Source organism: Telluria aromaticivorans (assembly GCF_013003915.1).
Lineage (GTDB): Bacteria > Pseudomonadota > Gammaproteobacteria > Burkholderiales > Burkholderiaceae_D > Telluria > Telluria aromaticivorans.
The window spans coordinates 81,863-104,194 of the sequence record NZ_JABAIV010000001.1 but is presented as its reverse complement, the minus strand read 5'-3'; the positions used below and the strand labels follow the sequence as shown (position 1 = coordinate 104,194).

Below are 22,332 nucleotides of genomic sequence, written 5' to 3'. Positions count from 1 at the left end.
AGAATATTCGACAAGGAAAGAACAGGAGATTCAGGTATGCATACGCGTCGTATCGCAGGCGATCTCAGGCCGAATCTCAGGCCGCTTCGCTCAAGGGCAGGCTGATCCGGTTGCGCCCCAGGTGCTTGGCCCGGTACAGCGCGGCATCGGCGATGGCGACCAGCTGGCTGGCGGTGCTGTCCGGACCGGCGATGGCGGTAGCGGCCCCGATCGACACCGTCACATGCCGGGTCGGCGCGGTCGATGGCAGCTGCAGCTGTTCGACCCGGCAGCGGATGCGCTCGGCGACGATGGCAGCCCCCTTGCGCGACTGGTTCGGCAGGATCACGGCAAATTCTTCGCCGCCATAGCGGGCGACCAGGTCGTTGGCGCGCATCTCGCTCGAGACCGCCTTGGCGATGCGCTTCAGGCATTCGTCGCCGCCGAGGTGGCCGTTGGCGTCGTTATAGGCCTTGAAGTTGTCGACGTCCACCATCAGCAGCGACAGAGGCTGCGCCTGGCGCAGGGCGCGCGCCCATTCGGCATGCAGGGTATCGTCGAAGCAGCGGCGGTTGGCCAGGCCGGTCAGGCCGTCGCGGGTGGCGAGCTGCTCCAGCGCCACCTGGGCCATCTTTTCCTCGGTCAGGTCGCGCAGCGTTTCCACCACCGCCGACAGTTCGCCTTCGGCATCGTAGATCGGGCTGGCGTCGGCAGCCAGGTAGCGCCTGCGGCCTGCGCGCGGCATGTCGAACCAGCTCTCGATGCACAGGCTGGCGGGCGCCCCTTCCGGTGCGCAGCGCGGCAGGATATGGCGCACCTCGTCGGTCCGGTTTTGCAGGACCAGGTCGGCGAGGGTAGGGCGGCGGTGCTCGTAGAAGCTGCGCCAGTGCTCGCTGGTCCCGAGGATTTCGCGCGCGGGTACGCCGGTCAGCCGCTCGCAGGCCCGGTTCCAGATCATGACGCGGGCGTTGCGGTCAAGGACGAAGACCGGGATCGAGATGGTTTCCATCAGTTGACCGACGAAAGCATCGTCTTTCACGAGTGCGTTCGCGGCTGGCAGCTTAATGCCGGCACTTGTTATTGTCGAACTGATCATAAGGTCCTCTGCGGTTCCGGTCCGGCAGTCGAGATGACTGCCAACAGGAAACGATTTTGCTACCGCAAGGGGACGATCTTATTGATTTTGAGCAAGACTATTGGAGGCTGCTCGACATGACGCATGGCGGGCAAGCCTGACCGCTTCACGCCATGAGCGACTCCCGCCGAACCGGCAGGGTGACTGAGAGGACGGTCCCGCCGCGCCGCCCGCCTGCCAGGCGCATCGTTCCACCGAGTGCCTCGGCACGTTCCCGCATCCCGTCGAGGCCGCTGCCGCGCTGTGGGTGGACCGCAGGTCCGGTGCCGTCGTCCTCGACCTTCAGGGTAATGTCCCGGGCCGAATCGACCAGGGCGACGCAGACCATGGTGGCTTGCGCGTGGTGTGCCACGTTCGCCAGCGCTTCCTGCAAGGCACGGAACAGCACGGCGTCGGTTTCGCGGTCGGTTGGCGGCTGGCCCAGCGGGTCGCTGCCGGCGTCGAAACGGTAGTCCAGCCCGTGCAGGCGGGCGAATTCGGCCAGGTGGCGCTCGGCAGCCTGGCGCAGGGTCGTGCCCGGGGCGATCGGGCGCAGGCCGGCGACGATGGCGCGCACCGCCCAGATCGAGGCGTCGAGGTTGGCGATCGAGGCCGTCAGCTTGTCATGGATGGCTGGCGAGGTGCCGCGCATCGCCGCCTGCTGCAGTGCCAGCTCGACCCGTAGCGACATTAACCGGTGGCCAAGTTCGTCATGCAGGTCGCGGGCGATGCGGCTGCGTTCGGATTCGCGCACGCCTTCCTGGCCGTGGACCAGTCGGCACAGCACTTCGTGGCTGCCCGCCAGGGCATTCTCTACATCGGCAAGGGCGCTGCGTTCGGCCGCCAGTTGCAGTTCGAGTGAGCGGCTGCGCTCGTCGGCCGTCCGCGACCTGCGTTGCAGCAGCACCGACAGGGCCAGCGCGGCGAGGGCGACCATGGCGGCGGCCAACAGCTCGGGCGGGGCGCCGCGCAAGGGCAGCGGCACCGTAATCGCGGCAGCGCAGGCAGCTGGTGCGGATGCGATCGCTAGCGCAAACGCCGACAATTGGACTAGGAATGAGATGGACTTGGTCATGGCTTCCTTCTTACTCACGTTCGGAACATTCCTCAGGAAGGTACATCGGAGTCCGACGGGGAATATTGTCGATCCTCAATGCATGAACGCCACACCGGGCGGCCTTGCGGGTCACCAGCGGGGCCACGGCAGTAGCGTGGCCCCGGCCCGGCAGGCTATAATGGAAGGTTGACGAGGGGCTTACCGTGACTTACAGCATCAAAGAGATCTTCTACACCCTGCAGGGCGAAGGCGCCCATGCGGGGCGTCCGGCCGTGTTCTGCCGCTTTTCCGGCTGCAACCTCTGGACTGGCCGCGAACAGGATCGCGCAGCGAGCATCTGCACTTTCTGCGACACCGATTTCGTCGGAACCGACGGCGAGCGCGGCGGAAAGTTCCGCGAGCCGGCGGCGCTCGCGGCCGAGATCGACGGCCTGTGGCCGGCCACGCATGCCGCCAGCAAATACGTCGTCTTCACCGGCGGCGAACCGCTGCTGCAGCTGGACCGCGCGCTGGTCGAGGCGATGCACGCCGTTGGCTTCACGATCGCCATCGAGACCAACGGCACGCTGCCGGTGCCGGAAGGCGTCGACTGGATTTGCGTCAGCCCGAAGATGGGCTCGCAGCTGGTCGTCGCCAAGGGCAACGAGATCAAGGTCGTCATCCCGCAGGCGAACCAGGACCTGGCCGCCTACGAGGCGCTCGACTTCGAGAACTTCTACGTCCAGCCGATGGACGGCCCGCTCGCTGCGCAGAATACCCGCCTGGCGATCGAGACCTGCCGCCGCAACCCCAAGTGGAAGCTCAGCCTCCAGACCCACAAACTGCTCCAGATTCCTTAAGTGACCCAAGCTGCAATGTTGACCATTACCCGCAAGCTGGAATTCGATGCAGGCCATCGCATTCCCGACCACAAGAGCCAGTGCCGCAACCTCCACGGCCATCGTTATACCCTCGAGATCACCCTCACCGGCGAAGTCATCGACGCCGAAGGAAATTCGGACAACGGCATGATCATGGATTTTTCCGACGTCAAGACCCTGGCCAAGGAACACCTGGTCGACGTCTGGGACCATGCCTTCCTCGTGTACGAAAAAGACGACAAGGTGCGCGAGTTCCTCGCGTCGCTGCCCGGCCACAAGACCGTGGTGATCGACTGCATCCCGACGGTCGAGAACCTGGCGCGCGTCGCCTTCGGCATCCTGAAGACGGTGTTCACCGACCGCTATGGCACTGGCCTGCGCCTGCACAAACTGGTGCTGCACGAAACCCCGAACTGCTGGGCAGAAGTCACCAATGACTGAGCAGGCGCCCGGGCCGATGCCTGACCCGGACGCACTGCGCTTCATGGGAATGGCGCTGGACCAGGCCCGGCTGGCCTGGCTTGATGGCGAGGTTCCGGTCGGCGCGGTCGTCGTCAAGGATGGCGAAGTCATTGCAGTCGGCTACAACCAGCCGATCGGGCGCCACGACCCCACCGCCCACGCCGAAATCGTCGCCCTGCGCGCCGCCGCGCAAAAGCTCGGGAACTACCGCCTGCCCGGCTGCGAGCTGTATGTCACGCTGGAACCCTGCATCATGTGCTCGGGCGCGATGATGCACGCGCGCGTGGCGCGCGTTATCTACGCAGCACTTGATCCCAAGACCGGCGCCTGCGGTTCGGTAGTGAACCTGTTCGACCAGGAAAAACTCAACCACCACACCGAGGTGACCGGCGGCGTCATGGCGGATCAGGCGAGCAGCCTGCTCAAGGCCTTTTTCGCCGAGCGCAGGGCGGCGACCCGCAAGCTGCCGGTCGCGGAGTAACAGCGAGGTAAGGGCGGGCCGCTGCGAAGCGTCATGTCCGCATGACTGCTGCGAGCGCCCGCGGCCTTGCGAAAGTGGTATGCTCGATCCAAGCCGTCCCGCACGGCGAAGCTATCCTGTCGTCCACCGAGAAAGCCGATGCCGCCTTGTGCGGCGCGACATGTTGCCATGCCTACGTTGAACGCCAACGGAATCCGCATCGCCTTCGATACGTCGGGCGATCCCAAGGCCGTGCCGCTGCTGCTGGTGCACGGCCTCGGCATGCAGCTGTCGACCTGGCCCGACGAATTCGTCGACGGGCTGGTGGAACTCGGCTTCTACGTCATCCGTTTCGACAACCGCGACAGCGGCCTGTCCACCAAGTTCGAGCAGGCGGGCGTACCCAACCTTTCCCTGGCCTGGCTCAAGTCGAAACTTGGCTGGCCGCTGCGCGCCGCCTACCGCCTCGACGACATGGCCGACGACGCGATCGGGGTCTTGTCCGCGCTCGGCGTGGCACGCGCCCACGTGGTGGGGGTGTCGATGGGCGGCATGATCGCCCAGCTCCTGGCAGCGGGCTACCCGCAACGCGTCCTGAGCCTCACTTCCATCATGTCGAGCAGTTGCCGCCGCGGCCTGCCCGGGCCGGAGAAGAAACTGCGCAAGCTGCTGGCGCGCCTCCCGGGAGACCCGGCCGACATCGAGAGCATCATCGACCAGGGCGTGGACATCATGCGCGCCATCGGCAGCCCGTCCTATCCGACCCCTGAGCGGCTCTTGCGCCGGCGCGTGGCCCGTTCGGTACGGCGCAGCTATTGCCCGAGCGGGGTTGCGCGCCAGATGATGGCGATCGCGGCATCCGGCGACCGCTGCGCGCAATTGGCCACCATCACCGCGCCTTCGCTCGTGATCCACGGCGCCGCCGACCCGCTGGTGCCGCTTGCCTGCGGCCAGGACACCGCCAGCCGCATCCCCGGTGCGCGCCTGGAAGTGATCGAAGGCATGGGGCACGACCTGCCGCCGCAACTGGCCGAGCGCCTGCTCGCCTTGATCGATGCCCATGCCAGGGGTAAGATGTTGCCGGACTCAACACCCCGGCTCTTCGTCAAACAGTGATCACCCAACAAATCGGCATTGCCATCGTCGCCCCCGGCGGCCAGGCCCTCGACCCCTGCGCCGTGGAGCGCGCCGTCGCCCGCCTCGAGGCCCAGGGTTGCCTGGTTCATAACTATTACGACCACGCATCCATCCACGAGCGCTTCGGAGGCACCGAGGCGGGCCGCCTGGCCCAGCTCCAGGCGGCCGTGGCCGACCCGGATATCCAGCTCATCATGGCGCTGCGCGGCGGCTACGGCACTACGCGCCTGCTGCCGCACATCGATTTCGAGGCGATCGCCGCCAGCGGAAAGCTGGTGGTCGGGTTTTCGGACGTCACCGCCATCCATATGGGCCTGATGGCCCGTACCGGCGCCTCCAGCTATGCGGGACCGATGCTGGTCGGCGATTTCGGCGTGCGCGAGACGGTCCCGTTCACGCTCGACGATTTCTGGCACTGCCTGGCCGGGCCTACCCATACCATTACCGAACGCGCCAGCGGCAACCCGTGTGTTGAAGAGTCGGGTACGGTCTGGGGCGGCAACCTGGCGATGATCGTCTCGCTGCTGGGCACGCCGTATTTCCCGTACATCGAGGACGGCATCCTCTACCTCGAGGATATCGGCGAGCATCCCTACCGCGTCGAGCGCATGCTGCTGCAACTCGAGCATGCGGGAGTGCTCGCACGCCAGCGCGCCATCGTGCTGGGGGATTTCTCCGGCTACAAGCTTGGCGCCAACGACAATGGCTACGATTTCGATACGATGCTGGCCCACCTGCGCGCGACGCTGCGCCTGCCGATCATCAACGGCCTGAGCTTCGGGCATATTGCACGGCGGGTCACGATCCCCTTCGGCGCCCACGGTCGGCTGGTGTCGCACCGGGACGGCTTCTCCCTGGGCCTGTCCGATTACCCGACGCTGCGCACCGGCGGCGGCTGAGCCCACCCGATAGCGGCGGCAGGGCGCAAACCCGGGTTCGCCGCCACGGTCTCGCCCTGTCGTCCTTGCGATGGTAAAATGCACGGTTAATCGTAAACTCCGCTTCTAAAGGTTTCCTAGTGCTATCCACAGCCAATATCACCATGCAGTTCGGCGCCAAGCCGCTGTTCGAGAACATCTCCGTCAAGTTCGGCGACGGCAACCGTTATGGCCTGATCGGCGCGAACGGCTGCGGCAAGTCGACCTTCATGAAGATCCTCGGCGGCGACCTGGAGCCGTCGGCCGGCAACGTCAGCCTCGACCCGGGCGAACGCCTCGGCAAGCTGCGCCAGGACCAGTTCGCGTACGAAGACGTGCGCGTGCTCGACGTCGTCATGATGGGCCACACCGAGCTGTGGAATGCCATCTCTGACCGCGACGCCATCTACGCCAACCCGGACGCCACCGACGACGACTACATGCGCGCCGCCGAGCTCGAAGGCAAGGTCGCCGAATACGACGGCTACTCGGCCGAAGCCCGCGCCGGCGAACTGCTGCTGGGCCTGGACATCGCCGGCGACCTGCACCAAGGCCCGATGAGCGCCGTGGCGCCCGGCTGGAAGCTGCGCGTGCTGCTGGCCCAGGCCCTGTTCTCGAATCCGGACATCCTGCTGCTCGATGAACCGACCAACAACCTGGACATCAACACGATCCGCTGGCTCGAGGACGTGCTGAACCAGCGCAACTCGACGATGATCATCATCTCGCACGATCGCCACTTCCTGAACCAGGTCTGCACCCACATCGCCGACATGGATTACGGCACGCTGAAGGTATATCCGGGCAGCTACGACGACTACATGCTCGCTTCGACCCAGGCGCGCAACCAGCAGTTGTCGAACAATGCCAAGGCCAAGGAAAAGGTCGCCGAACTGCAGGAATTCGTGCGCCGCTTCTCGGCCAACAAGTCGAAGGCACGCCAGGCCACCTCGCGTGCAAAAATGATCGACAAGATCAAGATCGAAGATTTCAAGCCATCGTCGCGTGCGTATCCGTTCGTGCGTTTCGAAGGCGAGAAGAAGCTGCACCGCCTGGCTGTCGAGACCGAGGGTCTGACCAAATCCTACGACCGCACCCTGTTCAAGAACTTCTCGATCATGATCGAAGCGGGCGAGCGCGTGGCGATCATTGGCGCCAACGGCGCCGGCAAAACCACGCTGCTGCGCTGCATCGGCGGCAAGGACATTACCAGCCTGGACGCCGACCATGGCCGCACCAAGTGGGCCGAGAACGCGAGCGTCGGCTACATGCCGCAGGATCCGACCGAGGAATTCCCGACCGACGCGATCCTGACCGACTGGATGGGCCGCTGGACCAAAGAGGGTGACGACGACCTTGCCGTGCGCTCGATCCTGGGGCGCCTGCTGTTTGGCGGCGACGAAGTCAAGAAGTCGGTGAAGGTGCTGTCCGGTGGCGAAAAGGGCCGCATGATGTACGGCAAGCTGATGCTGGGCCGCCATAACGTGATGCTGCTCGACGAGCCGACCAACCACATGGACATGGAATCGATCGAGTCGCTGAACATCGCGCTGGATAAATACGAAGGCACGCTGATCTTCGTGTCGCACGACCGCGAATTCGTGTCCTCGCTTGCCACGCGCGTGCTGGAAGTGAAGGAAAACGAAGTCATCGACTTCCGCGGCAGCTACGAGGAATACCTGAGCAGCCAGGGCATCGAGGCCTAGCGACGGCGTTTGGCAGTTGTAGGGTGGGCGGGTCCTCCCGCCCGCGCGTTCAACCAGCAGATTCTCAGTCGCTTCGCAGCTGTTTACATGGGATTTGAACGCGCGGGGTGAGCTGGTCCGGTGGACCAGCTCACAAGCCGCACACCCTACGAAACCCCATCCCGGACCGCACTGTGAGACCATCATCCCATGATTACCGTACCGATCAAGACCTACGAATACGACCACCCGCAAGGTGGCCTGTCCTGCACCTCGGAAGCCTGGGCGCGCACGCCCGTGACCCCGACCGCTGCCGAGAAAGTCGAACTGAAGGAACGCATCCGCCGCCTGCTCAAGGAGCGTGATGCGGTGCTGGTCGCCCACTACTACGTGGACGCCGACCTGCAGGACCTGGCGGAAGAAACCGGCGGCTGCGTGTCGGACTCGCTGGAGATGGCGCGCTTCGGCCGTGACCATCCGGCGAAAACCCTGGTGGTGGCGGGCGTGCGCTTCATGGGCGAATCGGCCAAGATCCTGAGCCCGGAAAAGACCATCCTGATGCCGGACCTGGACGCGACCTGTTCGCTCGACCTCGGCTGCCCGGCCGACGAATTCGCAGCCTTCTGCGACCAGCATCCAGACCGCACGGTCGTCGTGTATGCCAATACCAGCGCCGCCGTGAAAGCGCGCGCCGACTGGATGGTGACCTCGTCGATCGGCCTGGACATCGTGAAACACCTGCATGACCAGGGCAAGAAGATCCTGTGGGCGCCCGATCGCCACCTGGGCGCCTACATCCAGAAGCAGACCGGCGCCGACATGCTGCTGTGGCAGGGCTCCTGCCTGGTGCACGACGAATTCAAGGGCGTCGAGCTCGACCTGCTCAAGGCCGAACACCCTGAAGCCAAGGTGCTGGTGCACCCGGAGTCGCCTGCCGCCGTGGTGGCCCAGGCCGACGTGGTCGGCTCGACCACCCAGCTGATCAACGCAGCGGTGAACCTGCCGGCCACCACCTTCATCGTGGCGACCGACAACGGCATCCTGCACAAGATGCGGATGGCCGCGCCGGGCAAGCACTTCATCGAAGCGCCGACTGCCGGCAACAGCGCCACCTGCAAGAGCTGCGCGCACTGCCCGTGGATGGCCATGAACGGCCTCAAGAACCTGGCGGAAGTGCTCGAATCCGGCGCCAACGAAGTCCTGGTCGACCCCGCGATCGGCCACCAGGCCAAGCGCGCGATCGACCGCATGCTCGATTTTGCCGCTGCCAAGAAAGCACAAGCCCTGCCGAGCGGTGCGCTCGAGCAGAACGCGAACCTGTTCCAGGGAGTAGGACCCGCATGACGACACTGCGTAACCCGCACAACGCGTTCGACGACAAACTGCAGTCTGCGTTCGAAGCAAACATCCTCGCCGCGCTGCTGGAAGACATCGGCACCGGCGACCTGACCGGCATGCTGGTGCCGAACGACACCCGCGTGCAGGCCCGGGTCATCGTGCGGGAAAGTGCCGTGCTGTGCGGCGCGCCCTGGTTCGAAGCCGTGATGCTGGCGGTCGATCAAAGCATCGAGATCGACTGGAAGTATGCCGAAGGCGAGATGATGGCGGCGGATTCCGTCGTCTGCACCATCGAGGCCAATCCGCGGTCGCTGCTCACGGCCGAACGCGCGGCACTGAACTTCATGCAGCTGCTGTCGGGTGTGGCCACCGCCACCCGCAGATACGTGGACCTCATCGGAGGCACCAAAGCCGCCATCCTCGACACCCGCAAGACCCTGCCGGGGCTGCGCCAGGCGCAGAAATACGCGGTGCGCGTCGGCGGCGGCAAGAACCAGCGCATGGCGCTGTACGACGGCATCCTGATCAAGGAAAACCACATCGCCGCGGCGGGCGGCGTGTCGAAGGCGCTGGCCGCCGCCGATGCACTGGGTTCGAATGCGCCGGTGCAGATCGAAGTCGAAACCATCGCCCAGTTGGAAGTAGCCTTGCGCGCCGGCGTCAAGTCGGTGCTGCTCGATAACTTCGACTTGGGCGTGATGCGCGAAGCGGTCGCGGTGAACGCCGGCCGCGCGCTGCTCGAAGCCTCGGGCGGGATCAACATGGACACGGTGCGGGCGATCGCCGAAACTGGCGTCGACCGCATCTCGATCGGCAGCCTGACCAAGGACGTGCGCGCGACCGATTATTCACTGCGGATTGTGGGCTGACGATGGAAAATTCGATGGACTGGAGCAAACTGCGCCTGTCGACCGGCGCCCGGATCTTCTGGCTCATGTTCGGCCTCGTGCTGGGCGTGCCGACGCTGCTGAGCGGCGTCGGGAGCGACAGCACGGCCGATGTGTGCTTCGGGATCGGCATGATACTGGTCGGCATCCGTGGCTTCCTGCGGCCGGTCATGTTCGGCAAGGCGCTGCGGATGGAGCAGGACCCGAAGACCGCGCAAGTGTCGATCGGCTCGCCGACGCTGCATGGCGGGCTGTCGATGGTGATCTTCGTTGCGCTGATGGCGGGGATCGTGATCAAGTACGTGATCAACGCTTGATCAAGGTATTCGGCGTTTGATCAGCCGTTGACCGGTTAGCACCACTACCCTAGAGACCGTCGTTCCCGCGCAGGCGGGAACCCAATTTCGTAGCGCGCTACTATCGTCAAACCTCGCTGGGGCGCGGATAAACCTGGATTCCCGCATTTGCGGGAATGACGTGCGAAGGCAGGTGCCCGGGAATCAAGCCGCGGGTATTCCACGCGGCATACTCTCTCTCATACCCCACTTTCGCTCGCCCTGGCCAGCGCTTCCGCCTCCGGCGTGCGCACATGCACCGGCTCGCCGACCTGCGCCGCGATCGCATCGATCGCCGCCATCACCTTGTCCGGATGCGCATAGTGCGTCATGTGTCCGACGCCCGGCTCCAGTTCGAGCTGGCTGTTTTCCAGGCGCTCATGCAGGCGTTCGGAGTTGTGGCCGCAGTTGACGATCTTGTCTTGGGTGCCCGCGACGATCACGGTTGGCACCTTCAGCTCGGCGTAGCGTTTGGACAGCGAGACCGCCGCCGGCACCATCAGCGCGCCTTCGGCCGCGCTGGCGCGCAGCTGCTTCGGGCGCAGGGCCATCCAGACCGGGAAACGCTTGAAGCGCTCGGCTACCGGCATCGGGGAGAACATCTTCTTGCTCGCCAGCGACCAGAACAGGCGCGTCATGAGCGGCGATATCGTATAGCGCAGCAGGTCGCCGATCACGGGCACTGCCGGCGGCGAGGCCGTCACGACATCGAGCCGCACGCTCGGGTAGTAGTAGCCCGACAGCAGCACCAGGCCACGCACCGCGTCGGGCGACTGCAGCGCCATGGCCAGCGCCACCATGGTGCCCCAGGAGTGGCCAGCCACGATGCTTGATTCCACGCCCAGCTGCTCCAGCGCCTTGTGCAGCAACGCCGCCTGCCTGTCCGGGGTCCAGACGGTGGTGCGGGGACGGTCGCTATAGCCGAAGCCGGGACGGTCGAAGGCGATCACGCGGTAGTGCTCGGCGGCGCGCTCCAACAGGCCGCTGGTGACGAAATCCTGGGTATACACGCCGTTCCCGTGCAGCAGCACCAGGGTCGGGCCGGTGCCGCGCTCCAGGTAATGCAGGCGTACGCCGTCGACGTCGATGAATTTGCCCTGCGGTGGATTGTCTTGCTCGGCCTGGCGCGTCCTGGCGCGCACGTAGAGGAAGGAAGCGGCCAGACCGATGCCGGCGAAGACAACGCCCGTATTCAGGCCGGTCGAACGCGATGCGGTTGACGTGGTGCGGTAGCTCTTGGTCACAAAATCCCCCTTTGATCGTTGATTGGTTGTGACTCCTCCGGCTCCTCCGCGTGGAGCAGGCCGGCAACGCGCGGCAGTAGCCGCTCGGCCGACTCTTCTATTTTGAGTGCGATCATTTCATCCGCGCGCGTGCGCCCGAGGTTGACGGCGGCGATCGGCTTGCCGGAATCAAACGCCATGCGGCAAAACCGGAATCCGGAATACACCATCAGCGACGAACCGACCACCAGCAGCGCATCGGCAGCTTCCATCAGGGCCAGCGCCCTGGCGGTCCGCGCGGGCGGGATACCATCGCCAAAGAATACGACATCCGGCGAAAGTGCGCCGCCGCAATGGACACACCAGGGCAGGTGGAACTCGTCGAGCGCATCCGGCTCGATGGCGGCGTCGCCGTCCGGGAGCGGCGCTGCCAGCACGTCGGCCAGCTCGGGATTGGCTTCGTTCAGGACGGTCTGGATGAAGGCGCGCGAAAAGTCGGCCCGGCAATGCAGGCAGACCACGCCGTGGACGCTCCCGTGCAGCTCGAGCACCGAGGGACTGCCGGCGCGCTGGTGCAGGCCGTCGACATTTTGCGTGAGCAGGTCGCTGAAACGGCCGTGCTGCTGGAGCCGGGCCAGTGCGCGGTGGCCGCTATTTGGGAAAGCCCGCGCCATGATGGGCCAGCCGACCATGCTGCGCGCCCAGTAGCGCCGCTGCACTTCGCTTGAGCGCCGGAATTCCGGCCCCTGGATCGGCAGCCGTCCGCGCCGCACGCCGTCGCGGTCGCGGTAGCCGGGAATGCCCGAGGCGGTGGACATGCCTGCGCCGGTGAGAACCAGCGCGCACGGATGCCGTTCCAGGAACTCGGCCAGCGCCGCGGCCCCGTCCTGCTCCTTGAGACTTTCTGACATCTTGCTCCCTCCATGCACAGGCTGCGATCCTAGCATCCATGACTGCCGCGCCGGAACACGATTCCGCGAACGGACGGCAGGCGCTCAGCGGGCGGAAACGAAGATGCCGCCGACAATCAGGCCGAAGGCCAGTACGTGGTAGAGGTGAGGCGCTTCGCCCAAAAATGCAGACGACAGCAGCGCCGTGAACAGCGGGGTGAGGTTGATGAAGAAAGCGGCGATGCTCGGGCCCGCACGCTGCACGCCGGCGCCCCAGCAGCGCATCGCCAGGATCGCGGGGCCGATCGCGACATACAGCAGGGCCGCAAAGAGCGGCCAGCTCCAGTCGACCTGTACGCCCTGCAGTGCCCATTCGCCACCAGACAGCGCAGCCGACCACAGCACGCCATAGCCGACCTGGGCCAGCAAGAAAGCCGCCCAGTCGGCGCGCAGGGCAGGCACATCCTTTTGCTGCATCAGCATCCAGCTGTAGAACGACCAGGCGATGGTGGCCAGGATCATGGTCAGGTCGCCCGTCACCAGCCGCAGCTGCATCAGCTGGTGGATGTCGCCGCGGCACAGCACGACCAGCACCCCGAAAATCGATAGTACGGCGCCCACGACCTGCTTGCGCTTGACCGGCATGCCATAGAAGAAGCGGCCCACCAGCAGCATCCACACCGGGATGCCGGAGGCGACCAGGGTCACGTTGATCGGCGTGGAGCTCTGCAGCGCAAGGTATTGCAGCGAGTTGTACAGCCCGACCCCCAGCAGCCCGAGCATCGCATAGCGGCGCCAGTTGGCCAGCACGCCGCTGCCTTGCCTGAATGCCGCGCGGCCAAGCGGCACCAGGACGGCCAGCGCGATCGACCAGCGGATCAGGTTGAGCGTCATCGGCGGCACCGCGTCGCGCACCAGCCGCCCCACGATCGCATTGCCCGCCCATAGCACGGGCGGAACGGTCAGCAGCAGGATGGTGGAGGGAGCGAGGGCAGGGCGGTTCATGGCGGGGTCAAGCGGCCCGCGGGTGCGGGCCGGCGGGCACGGTCAGCGGCGTTCGGGCGTCAGCACGCTCGGCAGCGCTTTCGGCAAGGTGTCCGGGAAGTCGCGCGAATAATGCAGCCCGCGGCTTTCATGGCGCGACAAGGCGCTGTTGACGATCAGCGAGGCCACTTCGACCAGGTTGCGCAGCTCCAGCAAATCGTGGGTGATGCGGAAGTTGCGGTAGTACTCGTCGATCTCTTCCTTGAGCAGCTTGATCCGGTGCTGGGCGCGTTCGAGGCGCTTGGTGGTGCGCACGATGCCGACGTAATTCCACATGAAGCGGCGCAGTTCGTCCCAGTTATGGGCGATGACGACTTCTTCGTCCGCATTCGTGACGCGGCTTTCGTCCCAGGGCGGCAGCACCGGGCTTTCGCCTGGCGGCGCCGCTGCGATCTGGTGCGCGCAGGCGCGCCCGATCACGACGCATTCCAGCAGCGAGTTGCTGGCCAGGCGGTTGGCGCCGTGCAGGCCGGTGCAGGCGGTTTCGCCGACCGCGTACAGGCCGGGGATATCGGTGCGTCCGGCAAGGTCGGTGACGATGCCGCCGCAGGTGAAGTGCACCGCCGGCACCACGGGAATGGGCTGCTGCGTGATGTCGATGCCCAGCTCGAGGCAGCGCGCGTAGATGGTCGGGAAGTGCTCCATCAGGAATTCAGGCGTCTGGTGGCTGATGTCGAGGTGGACGTAATCCAGGCCGCGCTTCTTCATCTCGAAGTCGATCGCACGGGCTACCACGTCGCGCGGGGCGAGCTCGCCGCGTTCGTCGTGGGCCGGCATGAAGCGCGTGCCCGCAGCGCTGCCGGCTTCCGGAGGAAGCTTGAGCAAACCGCCTTCGCCGCGGATTGCCTCGGTGATCAGGAAGGACTTGGCATACGGGTGGTACAGGCAGGTCGGGTGGAACTGGATGAATTCCATGTTCGACACGCGGCAGCCGGCGCGCCAGGCCATCGCAATGCCGTCGCCGGTGGCGGTGTCGGGATTGGTGGTGTACAGGTAAACCTTGCCGGCGCCGCCGGTGGCCAGCACCGTGTGCTCGGCCTCGAAGGTGAGCACGTCGCCGCTTTGCTCGTCCTGCACGTACAGGCCGTAGCAGCGCGGCTGGCCAACCAGGTGCGGCGCGCCGCTATGCACGCCCTTGCCGGTCAGCTTGTCCGAGGTAATGACGTCGATCGCGCAGTGGTGTTCGAACAGGGTGATGTTCGGGTGCGCGCGCACCTTCTGTTCCAGCGTGACCTGCACCGCGTGGCCGGTGGCGTCTGCCGCGTGGATGATGCGGCGCTGGCTGTGGCCACCCTCGCGCGTCAGGTGGAAACCCATCTCCGCCGAGGCGTCGCGCGTGAAGGGCACGCCCTGTTCGATGAGCCATTCGATCGCCGCCCGGCCGTTCTCGACGATATAGCGCGTCGCCGCTTCCTCGCACAGCCCGGCGCCGGCGATCAGGGTGTCGGCGATGTGCTGGTCGTGGCTGTCGGCGGAGTCGAGCACCGCGGCGATCCCGCCCTGGGCCCAGTTGCTGGCCCCATCCAACAGGGCGCGCTTGGAAATGATCGCAACCGTGCGCGTCTGCGCAAGGTGCAGGGCCACCGACAGGCCGGCCAGCCCGCTGCCGACAATAGCGACGTCAAATTTCATGGAGGAGTGAGTTTTTGTACGGAGGCGTCACTATAGACGATTTGGCTATTCCGCGCCGGTAGGCACCATGGCCTAACCCGTGGGACAGTGGCGGGTCAGTGTACGGCGGCGCACCGATGGAGCGCGGGTGCGGGGCTACCATCGAAGCTTCACCCCATTCACGAGGACTGCCATGTCAAGCAATAACACCCACGCGGCCGCGCTGGCCGACAAGATCGGCTCGATGCGCTTCGCGATGTTTACCACGCGCGACCAGAACGGACACCTGATCAGCCAGCCCATGACCAGGCAGCAGGTCGACGCCGAAGGCGCCCTGTGGTTCTACACCGGCACCACCACCGAGCTGTGGGACAACATCGCCCATGAGCCGGAGGTCAATATCAGCTTCGCCAACAGCGACGACAGCAACTACGTGTCGGTGAGCGGCACCGCGGAACGCGTGGTCGACCGCGTGAAGATCAGGGCGCTGTGGAACCCGATGGTGCAGGCCTGGTTCCCGGCCGGCCCGGAAGACGAGCACGTCGTGCTGGTGCGCGTGCTGCCGCATGCGGCCGAATACTGGGATGCGAACGACAGCAAGATGGTGCGCATGTTTGCGATGGCCAAGGCCGCGGTCACGGGATCGACGCCGGACATGGACGCCGACCACGGCACCATCCGGATGTAAGCGAGGCAGATGAGTTGGGCAGGCGAGCCGCCAGGCTTGCCTCAGCCCGCCATGCTCGCGTAGAGTGGCTGCTTCTTCTGACAGGAGCAGGCCATGAGGGCAGCAGGGATCGGGACGGCAGGCGCATGACGGCGCTCGAAATAGCGGCGAATGCCTTTACGGCGTTGGCGATCCTGCTTGCCGGGCGCAACAGCGTCCATACCTGGTGGACCGGGATCATCGGCTGCACCCTGTTCGGCCTCCTGTTTGCGCAAAGCCGGCTGTATGCGGATGTCGTGCTGCAGGTGTTCTTCGTCGCCACCAGCCTGCTCGGGTGGTGGCGCTGGATCCGCGGCGCCCACGGCGCGCCGCTGCCGGTGACCCATGCCGGCATCAGGACGCTGCTCTGGATCATCCCGGTGGGGATGGCGGCCACCGCCTGCTACGGCGCGCTGCTGCATTTCTACACAAACGCCTACGCACCCTTCGTCGATTCGGCGGTGCTGGTGTTCAGCGTGATCGCCCAGCTCCTGATGATGGGGCGCCGCATCGAGAACTGGCCGGTCTGGCTGGTCGTGAACACCATCGCCGTGCCGCTTTACTTCAGCCGCGAGCTCTACCTGACCTCGGCGCTGTATGCCTGCTTCTGGGTGAACGCGATCGTGTCGTGGATCTGGTGGCGCAAGCTGGCCGCCCGCGATGCACGCGAAGCGGCGCTGGCCGCGGCCGAACTCGCGCCGGCAGCCTAGCGCGGCGGCAGGTCTCCCTCGTTCTGGTTGCCGCCGGTTTCCGGCGTACCGAGCCCAGTCGCCGTCTTGCTCGCCTGGTTGGGTCGCGTGTCCTGCGGCCCGCGCGCGGTGTGCGTCATCGCGCTGCCCGGCGCTTCCGTGTGCGGGCGCGCGCCTGCCGCGTTCCCGTTCGGGGCATTGGTGGTCTCGCCGGCCTGGTTGCGGCTCAGGCCATCGCCGCCGCTGCCGCCGGTTTCCTGTTGGGTTTCATGGCGGGGTGTCGCGCCTTGCTGGCCGCTGGTGGCGCCGCCGACGCCTAGCGTCGTCGACGGGTCGTCCTGGGAATGTGGGGTAGTCATGTCGGCCTCCATGGGAACATGCAGCCGATTATGCACCCCGCTCCGCCTGCCGCGCATCGGCTGGCGGAGCGTACCGTTGTAGGACGGACCCGGTTGTATTCCTCCCGGCTTCTACTCGTAGCGCTTGTAGACCGCGGTTTTGCCGCCATCCTTCACCAGCAGCACCTCGTACGGATCCTTGCGCGGTCCTTCCATGCCCGGCGATCCCATCGGCATCGCCGGCACCGCCAGCCCGCGCGCCTTCGGCTTTTCGGCCAGCAGGCGCTTGATGTCGCTGGCCGGGACATGGCCCTCGAGCGCATAGCCGTTGACGCGCCCGCTGTGGCAGGAGCCGTACTCGGCCGGAATGCCGAACTTCTCGCGGTAGTCGGACGGGTTGGCCACATCCTGCGCCTTGACCGTGAAGCCGTTGGCCTCCAGGTGCTTGACCCATTCCTTGCAGCAGCCGCAGGCGGCGGTTTTATAGACCTCGATCACCGGCTTGGCGGCGCTGGCGGCCATTGGCAAGGCGAGGAGGGCGGCAAGTGTGGCGTGCTGCAGGAAACGCAGGGACATGGGGGCTCCGGAAGTTCAGGGACAAGTCACTATTATGCCGCAGCGGCGGGCGTCATAGACGGATTGCGCAAACCCTTGGTGGCAGGGTCGCGCGATGATATACTGTATAAAAACACAGTATCAATAGTGAACGATGCCAACCTTCATTCCGCTCGACCTCGATCCGCCGCCGGAAGGCTCGCCCCAGCGGGCTGCCGCAAGCGCCCGAGGCGCCGTCTTCCGCGGCGTTGCGGATGAACCGGTGACCGATGCGAAGACCGACCTCGAGCTGGCGCGCGAATACATCGGCCACGGGGAGCTCAGCCCCAGGTCCGTCGCCAACACCCAGAAAGAGCTGTACCGCTTCCTGACCTGGTGCCGCGAAGAGGCGCGCAAGACCTTCCACCAGCTTAGCGTGGCCGACCTGAACGCCTACAAGGAATTCATCCGCAACCCGCCGCCGGAATGGACCAGCACCACCAAATGGCCGCGCAACGACCCGCGCTACCGGCCGTTTTCGGGGCCGCTGTCCGACGCCAGCCGGCGCCAGGCAATGATCGCGGTGAAAGGCCTGCTTGGCTATGCCGAACAGACCGGCTACCTGCGGCGCAATCCGGCGCGGCTGGTGCGCAACGTGCGCGCCTCGAACGCCAGCCGCATTACCCGCTACCTCACGGCGCAGGCAATCACCTACGCGCGCGATGCGGTCAACAGCCGCGTGGCCGAGACGCCGGCCGCGATCCGCCAGCGCGAGCGCGACCGCTTCCTGCTGGTGGCCTTCGCCCAGACCGGTGCGCGCCTGAACGAGATCGTCGGCGCCAGCATGGGCGCGATCTACAGCGAAGGCGACAATCGCTGGTGGCTCGACGTGATGGGCAAGGGCGCCAAGCCGCGCCGCCTGCCGGTGCCGCCTGCCATGCTCGCCGCTTTCCGCGACTATCGCCAGGCTTTCGGGTTGCTGCCGCAAGCCAGCCGCGCCGACCGCACGCCGCTGGTGCTGTCCAGCCGGCGCGAGGAGCCGGTGCGCATCACCGACGAAGCCGCATCCGAGGCGCTCAAGGCAGTGTTCATGGCCGGAGCCGACCGGGCAGCCGCGCAGGGCGACGGCGATAGCGCCGCAGCGCTGCGCCAGGCATCGACGCACTGGCTGCGCCACAGCATGCTCACCAACCACGCGAACAGCGGGGTGCAGCTCAAGACCCTGCAGGACACGGCCGGCCACGCCAACATCGCCACCACGGCCGCCTACCTGCACAAGACCGACCACGAACGCCACGACGAAATCGTGGGCAAGGGCCCGGGCCTGGCGGAATAGGGCGGCAGGGAGCGTGCGGCCGGCCGGGAGCCCGGAAGGCTCCTGGATTCAGATCGGAAGTTCCGATTCGCCGCCGGCCGAACTGCCGAAATCCTGCAGGTCGTCGAGCGAGAGGCGGCGCTCGTTCAGGGCCGCGACGATCGCCTCGAGCTGGTCGGCGTCCGGATGCAGGTAGACGATCCGCTGCTCGAGTTCGTTGTCCCAATACTTCGTGTAGGGCACGTCGGTTTCCGACATGAGTTTGGCGTCGAAGCTGCCGTCCATCATTTCGCCTACCAGGATCACCTTGGCGGTGTCGGGGGTGGTGTTCTTTACGGTCGTGCCCATGCTCATCCTTTCGAGTGATCAGTTCGCATGGGCACATTTTTACCCACATGCTTACCTCGCGCAAACGGCTGGCGTTCAGCCGTGCGCCCCGGGCAGTTCGCAAGTACGGCAGCCGGCCTGCCGTGCTCACGGATGATCCCGCGGCGCGGGGCCGTGGGTGCAGTCGGGCTTGCCGTCGGCGTAACGCCAGCCGCCCGGGAAGCGCGGGCCGCCGTCAGGCAGGGCGACACGTGCACCCGGTCCGCATAGTTGGATGTGTGCCGCCTCGCTGCCCGGATCGAACACCGACTTGACCGGGCGGCCGGGCAGGCCGTAGGTCGCCACCGCGTACTTGTGGATGGCGCCATCGATGTGCAACACGCGTTCCATGAAGATCTCCGGCTCCGGCGCATACAGCGTGGGGAACAGCCGCAGCATCGCCCGCGCGGCTGGGCTGAATTCGATGTACACATAACTGCGCGCGTGCGTCATGGCGCCCAGCTGCACCAGCAGGATGGCTGCAAGCAGCACCGACGGCCAGCGCGGGACGCGCTGCATCCAGGCCAAGGCCAGGTAGAGCAGCGGCATCCCGCCCCAGAAGGCGTAGCGCATCATGCCGTTGGCGCCCGAGTTCCAGTTGATCGTGGACAGCGAAGGCAGGGCCAGGGCGAGGCTGAACAGGATCGCGGCGAAGGCGTGCGGCAGCCATCGGCGGCCGTCTTTCGAGACCAACTGCACGGCCACCATGGCCAGCACCACCGGGAAACCGATGATCACACCCTGGTTCAGGTCGAAGTAGAACGACAGCAGCCGTGCGGGGGTGATCAGGTCGCGACTGGTAGACATTGCCGCGATCTGGCTCGGGATGCCGAATACCGCAAGGTTGTACAGGAAGGGCGCGAGCGCCATGGCCGCCTGCAGGATCGAGGCCAGCACCGTGTGGCGGTTGACCACCTTACGGATGGCGGCAGCCGCCGAAACGCGCTCGTGGGCGTAGACATAGCAGATGCGGATGAGCGGGGCGAACACCGAGAAGAACACCAGCGGCGGATTCTGCATGGCGCCGGCACCGGCCAGCAGCGCGCCGGCATAGGGCCGCCCGAGCAGGACGAACAGCAGGCCGGCCAGGAGGCAGCAGGCCGTGAAGAATTCCGTGCTCGCCCAGTTCGCGTAGAGCACACCGCCCGAGAGCATGAAGAACACGATCGCGAAGATCGTGCGCCCGGCCGACCCGGTCAGCCGGAACATCGCCACCGCCAGTATGACGAGCGCGGCCAGGTTCACCAGCTGGTAGGCCTTGAACGGCTGGCCGCCTGCAATCTCGATGAGTTTGTAAGGCAGCGCCGCGAGCGCCGAATAACCGAAGAAGTGGATCGCATAATAGCCGACATCCTTGCCGCGCACGATGCCGGGGAAGGGCATGGATTCGGCGCGCTGCATGCCGGAGCGCAGCCGCTCGTGTAATGCAACGAAGCCCGGCTCGGGCGACAGCCGGTCGGCGACCGCGACGTCGGCCAGGCGGATGTCCGGGCTGGCATGGTTGGCCAGCGCGATCGTCATCAAGGCGTATTCCTGGAAGTCGCCGTCTTTCGCCGGGCGGTACAGGAGCAGGGTGGCCAGCGACAGCAGGGCGAGGAAGAGCGCGAGGCGGTTAGCGGGATGGGCTGGAAGAAAGCGCTGCATGAAGGTGAGGCGACGCCCACCGTCCGGGCGAGCCTCGGGCATCGCCCAGGAACGACGGCGGGGTTGCGTCTGATCCTTGTAAAGGTAACGAAAACGGACTGGATTTTAACTTGTCCTTACAGCAATGGGAAAGGGCAGCAAGATTTTCAGCCAACATGCATGGATGGATGATCTTAGTTATCTGGGAAAGCTCTATCGCAATTCCGGGATGTAAGGGCCATACGAACCCAGTATTCGTTTCACGTGGACAGGTCGGGCAGGGCGCTTGTCCTGTGCGGGTTAGCCGGTGCAGGTGCGGAGCACCGCGGCGCCCCGGCAGTCATCCCGGGTTGCTGTAACCAGGGAAGGGCCTTGATTCGTCGAGGCGGGTACACCCGAACAGCAGGGATGTGCTGGGCCGGGAGGCCGTGCCGTCAGGCCGGAACGCTCCTGCCGGGTCGATGGGCAACGCTGCGGCGAACCGCCCCGGATATCATCTGGCCGTGTTCGCAGTGCAGTGGGCCTGGGGTGATCGATGTGCCGCGCGCGCTGGTGATCGCGTGAGCCCGTGCAGGCTCCATAGGGGCAAGCCGCTGTTCGCTCCGGGACGCCGCCTGCGGATTCAAGTCCGCCGTGCAGCGAGTATTTCACTCGACATTATGGGAAATATGTCATTTGAAAGAAGCTTCGGCAAATGATATTGACAGATAGCTAGTGAGCATCGGTCCGGAGCCTATCAAATCGCCTATCGTCGAAGTCGCGGCATGGCACATAGCAGTACCTTCATCAGCTGCGCTAACCGAAGCCCCCTCACAAGTCGAGCTCGAGTTCGCCCCCTATGGTCCAGGAAACACAAGTAGTGATGCCTTGTGACCGCTGCTCCGTGGTCAGGCACACGTCGCGGTGCAGCGGCTGCCCCTTGACGACATTGGCGAAGCAGTTCCCACACTCCCCACGCTTGCAGTAATAAGCTACAAAGGCGTCGGCTGCGATCATTGCGTCCAGGAGGGAGGTGCCAGGAGCTACGTCGATTCTCTGGTCGCTTTGCCGCAGGTACAGCCGAACCGGACGGTCCTCTGCCGCGCTTCGGGCACCGAAGCTCTCGAAGTGGACGTGTGCCATCGGCCAGCCTTGTTCTGCCGTCGCCTGACGAATCGCCTCGAGCAAGGGGGCGGGGCCACAGGCATGCAGTTCGCTACCTTCGCTATAGGCGCCGATCATTTCGTGAAGATCTGGCCGACCCGCCGAATTAGTCACGTACGTCGCGACACTACCGCCAGCCACGGCAGCCAGGTCGTCGAGCAGGATGAGGCGTCCTGCGTCACGCGCCACATAATGGAGTTCAAAGCCTGCGCCCGCCGCGTCCATCGCAAGCGCCATCGACACCATTGGCGTAATGCCAATCCCACCTGCAATCAGAACATTACGCGCGGTCCCGACATGCATGTGAAACGAGTTGAGCGGTTCACTCAGATCGATCCCCATGCCAGCTTGATACTCATCGTGGAGAACCCTTGAGCCGCCTTTTCCCGATACTTCGCGCTGCACCGCGATGCGCAGCTGACCGCTTGGCACGCCGACCAGCGAATAGGCGTGGCGGTAGCGAGCACCCGACCGGGATTGGATGTCGAGCTCGACGTGCGCGCCGGGTTGCCAGGCCGGAGCGCGGCTGCCATCAGCGGGTACGAGGCGGAATTCCTTGACGGCGGGGCCGTGCTGAATAATTGTTTGGATTAAGTAGCACATGATATCAATCCTTCAC

Annotated in this window: 23 protein-coding genes; 12 read left to right on the top strand and 11 right to left on the bottom strand. The window is 65.5% G+C overall.

What is annotated here, in order from left to right; genetic code table 11:
* Positions 1-76: 76 nt before the first annotated feature.
* Complete coding sequence (locus tag HGB41_RS00550) at positions 77-988, bottom strand: sensor domain-containing diguanylate cyclase (protein ID WP_171081829.1); 912 nt, start codon at positions 986-988, stop codon at positions 77-79.
* 232 nt (positions 989-1,220) lie between these two features.
* On the bottom strand, positions 1,221-2,168 hold the full coding sequence (locus tag HGB41_RS00545) for a sensor histidine kinase (protein ID WP_171079984.1): 948 nt from the start codon (positions 2,166-2,168) through the stop codon (positions 1,221-1,223).
* A 185-nt stretch (positions 2,169-2,353) separates the two neighbouring features.
* On the opposite strand from HGB41_RS00545, the gene queE reads away from it, so the two are divergent.
* The 9 genes from queE (at position 2,354) to HGB41_RS00500 (ending at position 10,213) form a co-directional block, all read left to right on the top strand.
* On the top strand, positions 2,354-2,989 hold the full coding sequence (queE, locus tag HGB41_RS00540) for a 7-carboxy-7-deazaguanine synthase (RefSeq protein ID WP_171079982.1): 636 nt from the start codon (positions 2,354-2,356) through the stop codon (positions 2,987-2,989).
* 15 nt (positions 2,990-3,004) lie between these two features.
* A complete protein-coding gene (gene queD, locus HGB41_RS00535; RefSeq protein WP_171079980.1) occupies positions 3,005-3,451 on the top strand; it encodes a 6-carboxytetrahydropterin synthase QueD in 447 nt (148 codons plus the stop codon).
* Complete coding sequence (gene tadA, locus HGB41_RS00530; protein ID WP_371868398.1) at positions 3,444-3,953, top strand: tRNA adenosine(34) deaminase TadA; 510 nt, start codon at positions 3,444-3,446, stop codon at positions 3,951-3,953. Before queD ends, tadA begins: the two co-directional genes overlap by 8 nt.
* A gap of 168 nt (positions 3,954-4,121) precedes the next feature.
* On the top strand, positions 4,122-5,048 hold the full coding sequence (locus HGB41_RS00525) for an alpha/beta fold hydrolase (RefSeq protein WP_171079978.1): 927 nt from the start codon (positions 4,122-4,124) through the stop codon (positions 5,046-5,048).
* Positions 5,045-5,968: a muramoyltetrapeptide carboxypeptidase gene (ldcA, locus tag HGB41_RS00520; protein ID WP_171079976.1), complete on the top strand. Its 924-nt coding sequence runs from the start codon at positions 5,045-5,047 to the stop codon at positions 5,966-5,968. Before HGB41_RS00525 ends, ldcA begins: the two co-directional genes overlap by 4 nt.
* 119 nt (positions 5,969-6,087) lie before the next feature.
* The gene (locus HGB41_RS00515) at positions 6,088-7,692 is read left to right on the top strand and encodes an ABC-F family ATPase (RefSeq protein WP_171079974.1); all 1,605 of its coding nucleotides are present in this window, start codon (positions 6,088-6,090) and stop codon (positions 7,690-7,692) included.
* Between the two features lie 189 nt (positions 7,693-7,881).
* Complete coding sequence (gene nadA / locus HGB41_RS00510) at positions 7,882-9,015, top strand: quinolinate synthase NadA (protein WP_171079972.1); 1,134 nt, start codon at positions 7,882-7,884, stop codon at positions 9,013-9,015.
* Complete coding sequence (gene nadC / locus HGB41_RS00505) at positions 9,012-9,878, top strand: carboxylating nicotinate-nucleotide diphosphorylase (RefSeq protein WP_171079969.1); 867 nt, start codon at positions 9,012-9,014, stop codon at positions 9,876-9,878. Before nadA ends, nadC begins: the two co-directional genes overlap by 4 nt.
* Before the next feature lie 14 nt (positions 9,879-9,892).
* A complete protein-coding gene (locus tag HGB41_RS00500) occupies positions 9,893-10,213 on the top strand; it encodes a hypothetical protein (protein ID WP_171079967.1) in 321 nt (106 codons plus the stop codon).
* Positions 10,214-10,431: 218 nt separating this feature from the next.
* Here HGB41_RS00500 and HGB41_RS00495 read toward each other — a convergent pair whose 3' ends face one another.
* From HGB41_RS00495 to nadB, 4 genes are all read right to left on the bottom strand, one after another.
* Entirely contained in the window at positions 10,432-11,475 is a 1,044-nt protein-coding gene (locus HGB41_RS00495) for an alpha/beta fold hydrolase (RefSeq protein ID WP_371868396.1), read from the bottom strand.
* Entirely contained in the window at positions 11,472-12,365 is an 894-nt protein-coding gene (locus HGB41_RS00490; RefSeq protein ID WP_171079965.1) for an NAD-dependent protein deacetylase, read from the bottom strand. The genes HGB41_RS00495 and HGB41_RS00490 overlap by 4 nt, the downstream gene beginning before the upstream one ends.
* Before the next feature lie 84 nt (positions 12,366-12,449).
* Positions 12,450-13,349 (bottom strand): DMT family transporter, encoded by a 900-nt coding sequence (locus HGB41_RS00485; RefSeq protein WP_171079963.1) that lies wholly within the window; start codon positions 13,347-13,349, stop codon positions 12,450-12,452.
* A 42-nt stretch (positions 13,350-13,391) separates the two neighbouring features.
* A complete protein-coding gene (gene nadB, locus HGB41_RS00480; protein WP_171079961.1) occupies positions 13,392-15,020 on the bottom strand; it encodes an L-aspartate oxidase in 1,629 nt (542 codons plus the stop codon).
* A gap of 172 nt (positions 15,021-15,192) precedes the next feature.
* Here nadB and HGB41_RS00475 point away from each other — a divergent pair, with 172 nt between their 5' ends.
* Entirely contained in the window at positions 15,193-15,687 is a 495-nt protein-coding gene (locus HGB41_RS00475; RefSeq protein ID WP_171079957.1) for a pyridoxamine 5'-phosphate oxidase family protein, read from the top strand.
* A 125-nt stretch (positions 15,688-15,812) separates the two neighbouring features.
* Entirely contained in the window at positions 15,813-16,415 is a 603-nt protein-coding gene (gene pnuC, locus HGB41_RS00470; RefSeq protein WP_171079953.1) for a nicotinamide riboside transporter PnuC, read from the top strand.
* On the opposite strand, the gene HGB41_RS00465 is transcribed toward pnuC, so the two are convergent.
* Positions 16,412-16,753 carry a hypothetical protein gene (locus HGB41_RS00465; protein ID WP_229422632.1) on the bottom strand — a complete coding sequence of 114 codons (342 nt, stop codon included), beginning with the start codon at positions 16,751-16,753 and terminating at the stop codon, positions 16,412-16,414. The two genes, pnuC and HGB41_RS00465, sit on opposite strands and share 4 nt — an antisense overlap.
* A gap of 111 nt (positions 16,754-16,864) precedes the next feature.
* Positions 16,865-17,308, bottom strand: coding sequence for a DUF411 domain-containing protein (locus HGB41_RS00460; RefSeq protein WP_171079949.1), 444 nt, complete (start codon positions 17,306-17,308; stop codon positions 16,865-16,867).
* A 133-nt stretch (positions 17,309-17,441) separates the two neighbouring features.
* Here HGB41_RS00460 and HGB41_RS00455 point away from each other — a divergent pair, with 133 nt between their 5' ends.
* Positions 17,442-18,602, top strand: a complete 1,161-nt coding sequence (locus HGB41_RS00455) for a tyrosine-type recombinase/integrase (RefSeq protein ID WP_171079947.1) — start codon at positions 17,442-17,444, stop codon at positions 18,600-18,602.
* A gap of 48 nt (positions 18,603-18,650) precedes the next feature.
* Here the strand turns inward: HGB41_RS00455 and HGB41_RS00450 are convergent, their stop codons facing one another.
* The 3 genes from HGB41_RS00450 to HGB41_RS00440 form a co-directional block, all read right to left on the bottom strand.
* On the bottom strand, positions 18,651-18,929 hold the full coding sequence (locus tag HGB41_RS00450) for a hypothetical protein (RefSeq protein WP_171079945.1): 279 nt from the start codon (positions 18,927-18,929) through the stop codon (positions 18,651-18,653).
* A 126-nt stretch (positions 18,930-19,055) separates the two neighbouring features.
* Entirely contained in the window at positions 19,056-20,591 is a 1,536-nt protein-coding gene (locus tag HGB41_RS00445; RefSeq protein ID WP_171079943.1) for a hypothetical protein, read from the bottom strand.
* Between the two features lie 789 nt (positions 20,592-21,380).
* Positions 21,381-22,316 carry a PDR/VanB family oxidoreductase gene (locus tag HGB41_RS00440; RefSeq protein WP_171079941.1) on the bottom strand — a complete coding sequence of 312 codons (936 nt, stop codon included), beginning with the start codon at positions 22,314-22,316 and terminating at the stop codon, positions 21,381-21,383.
* Positions 22,317-22,332 lie beyond the last annotated feature (16 nt).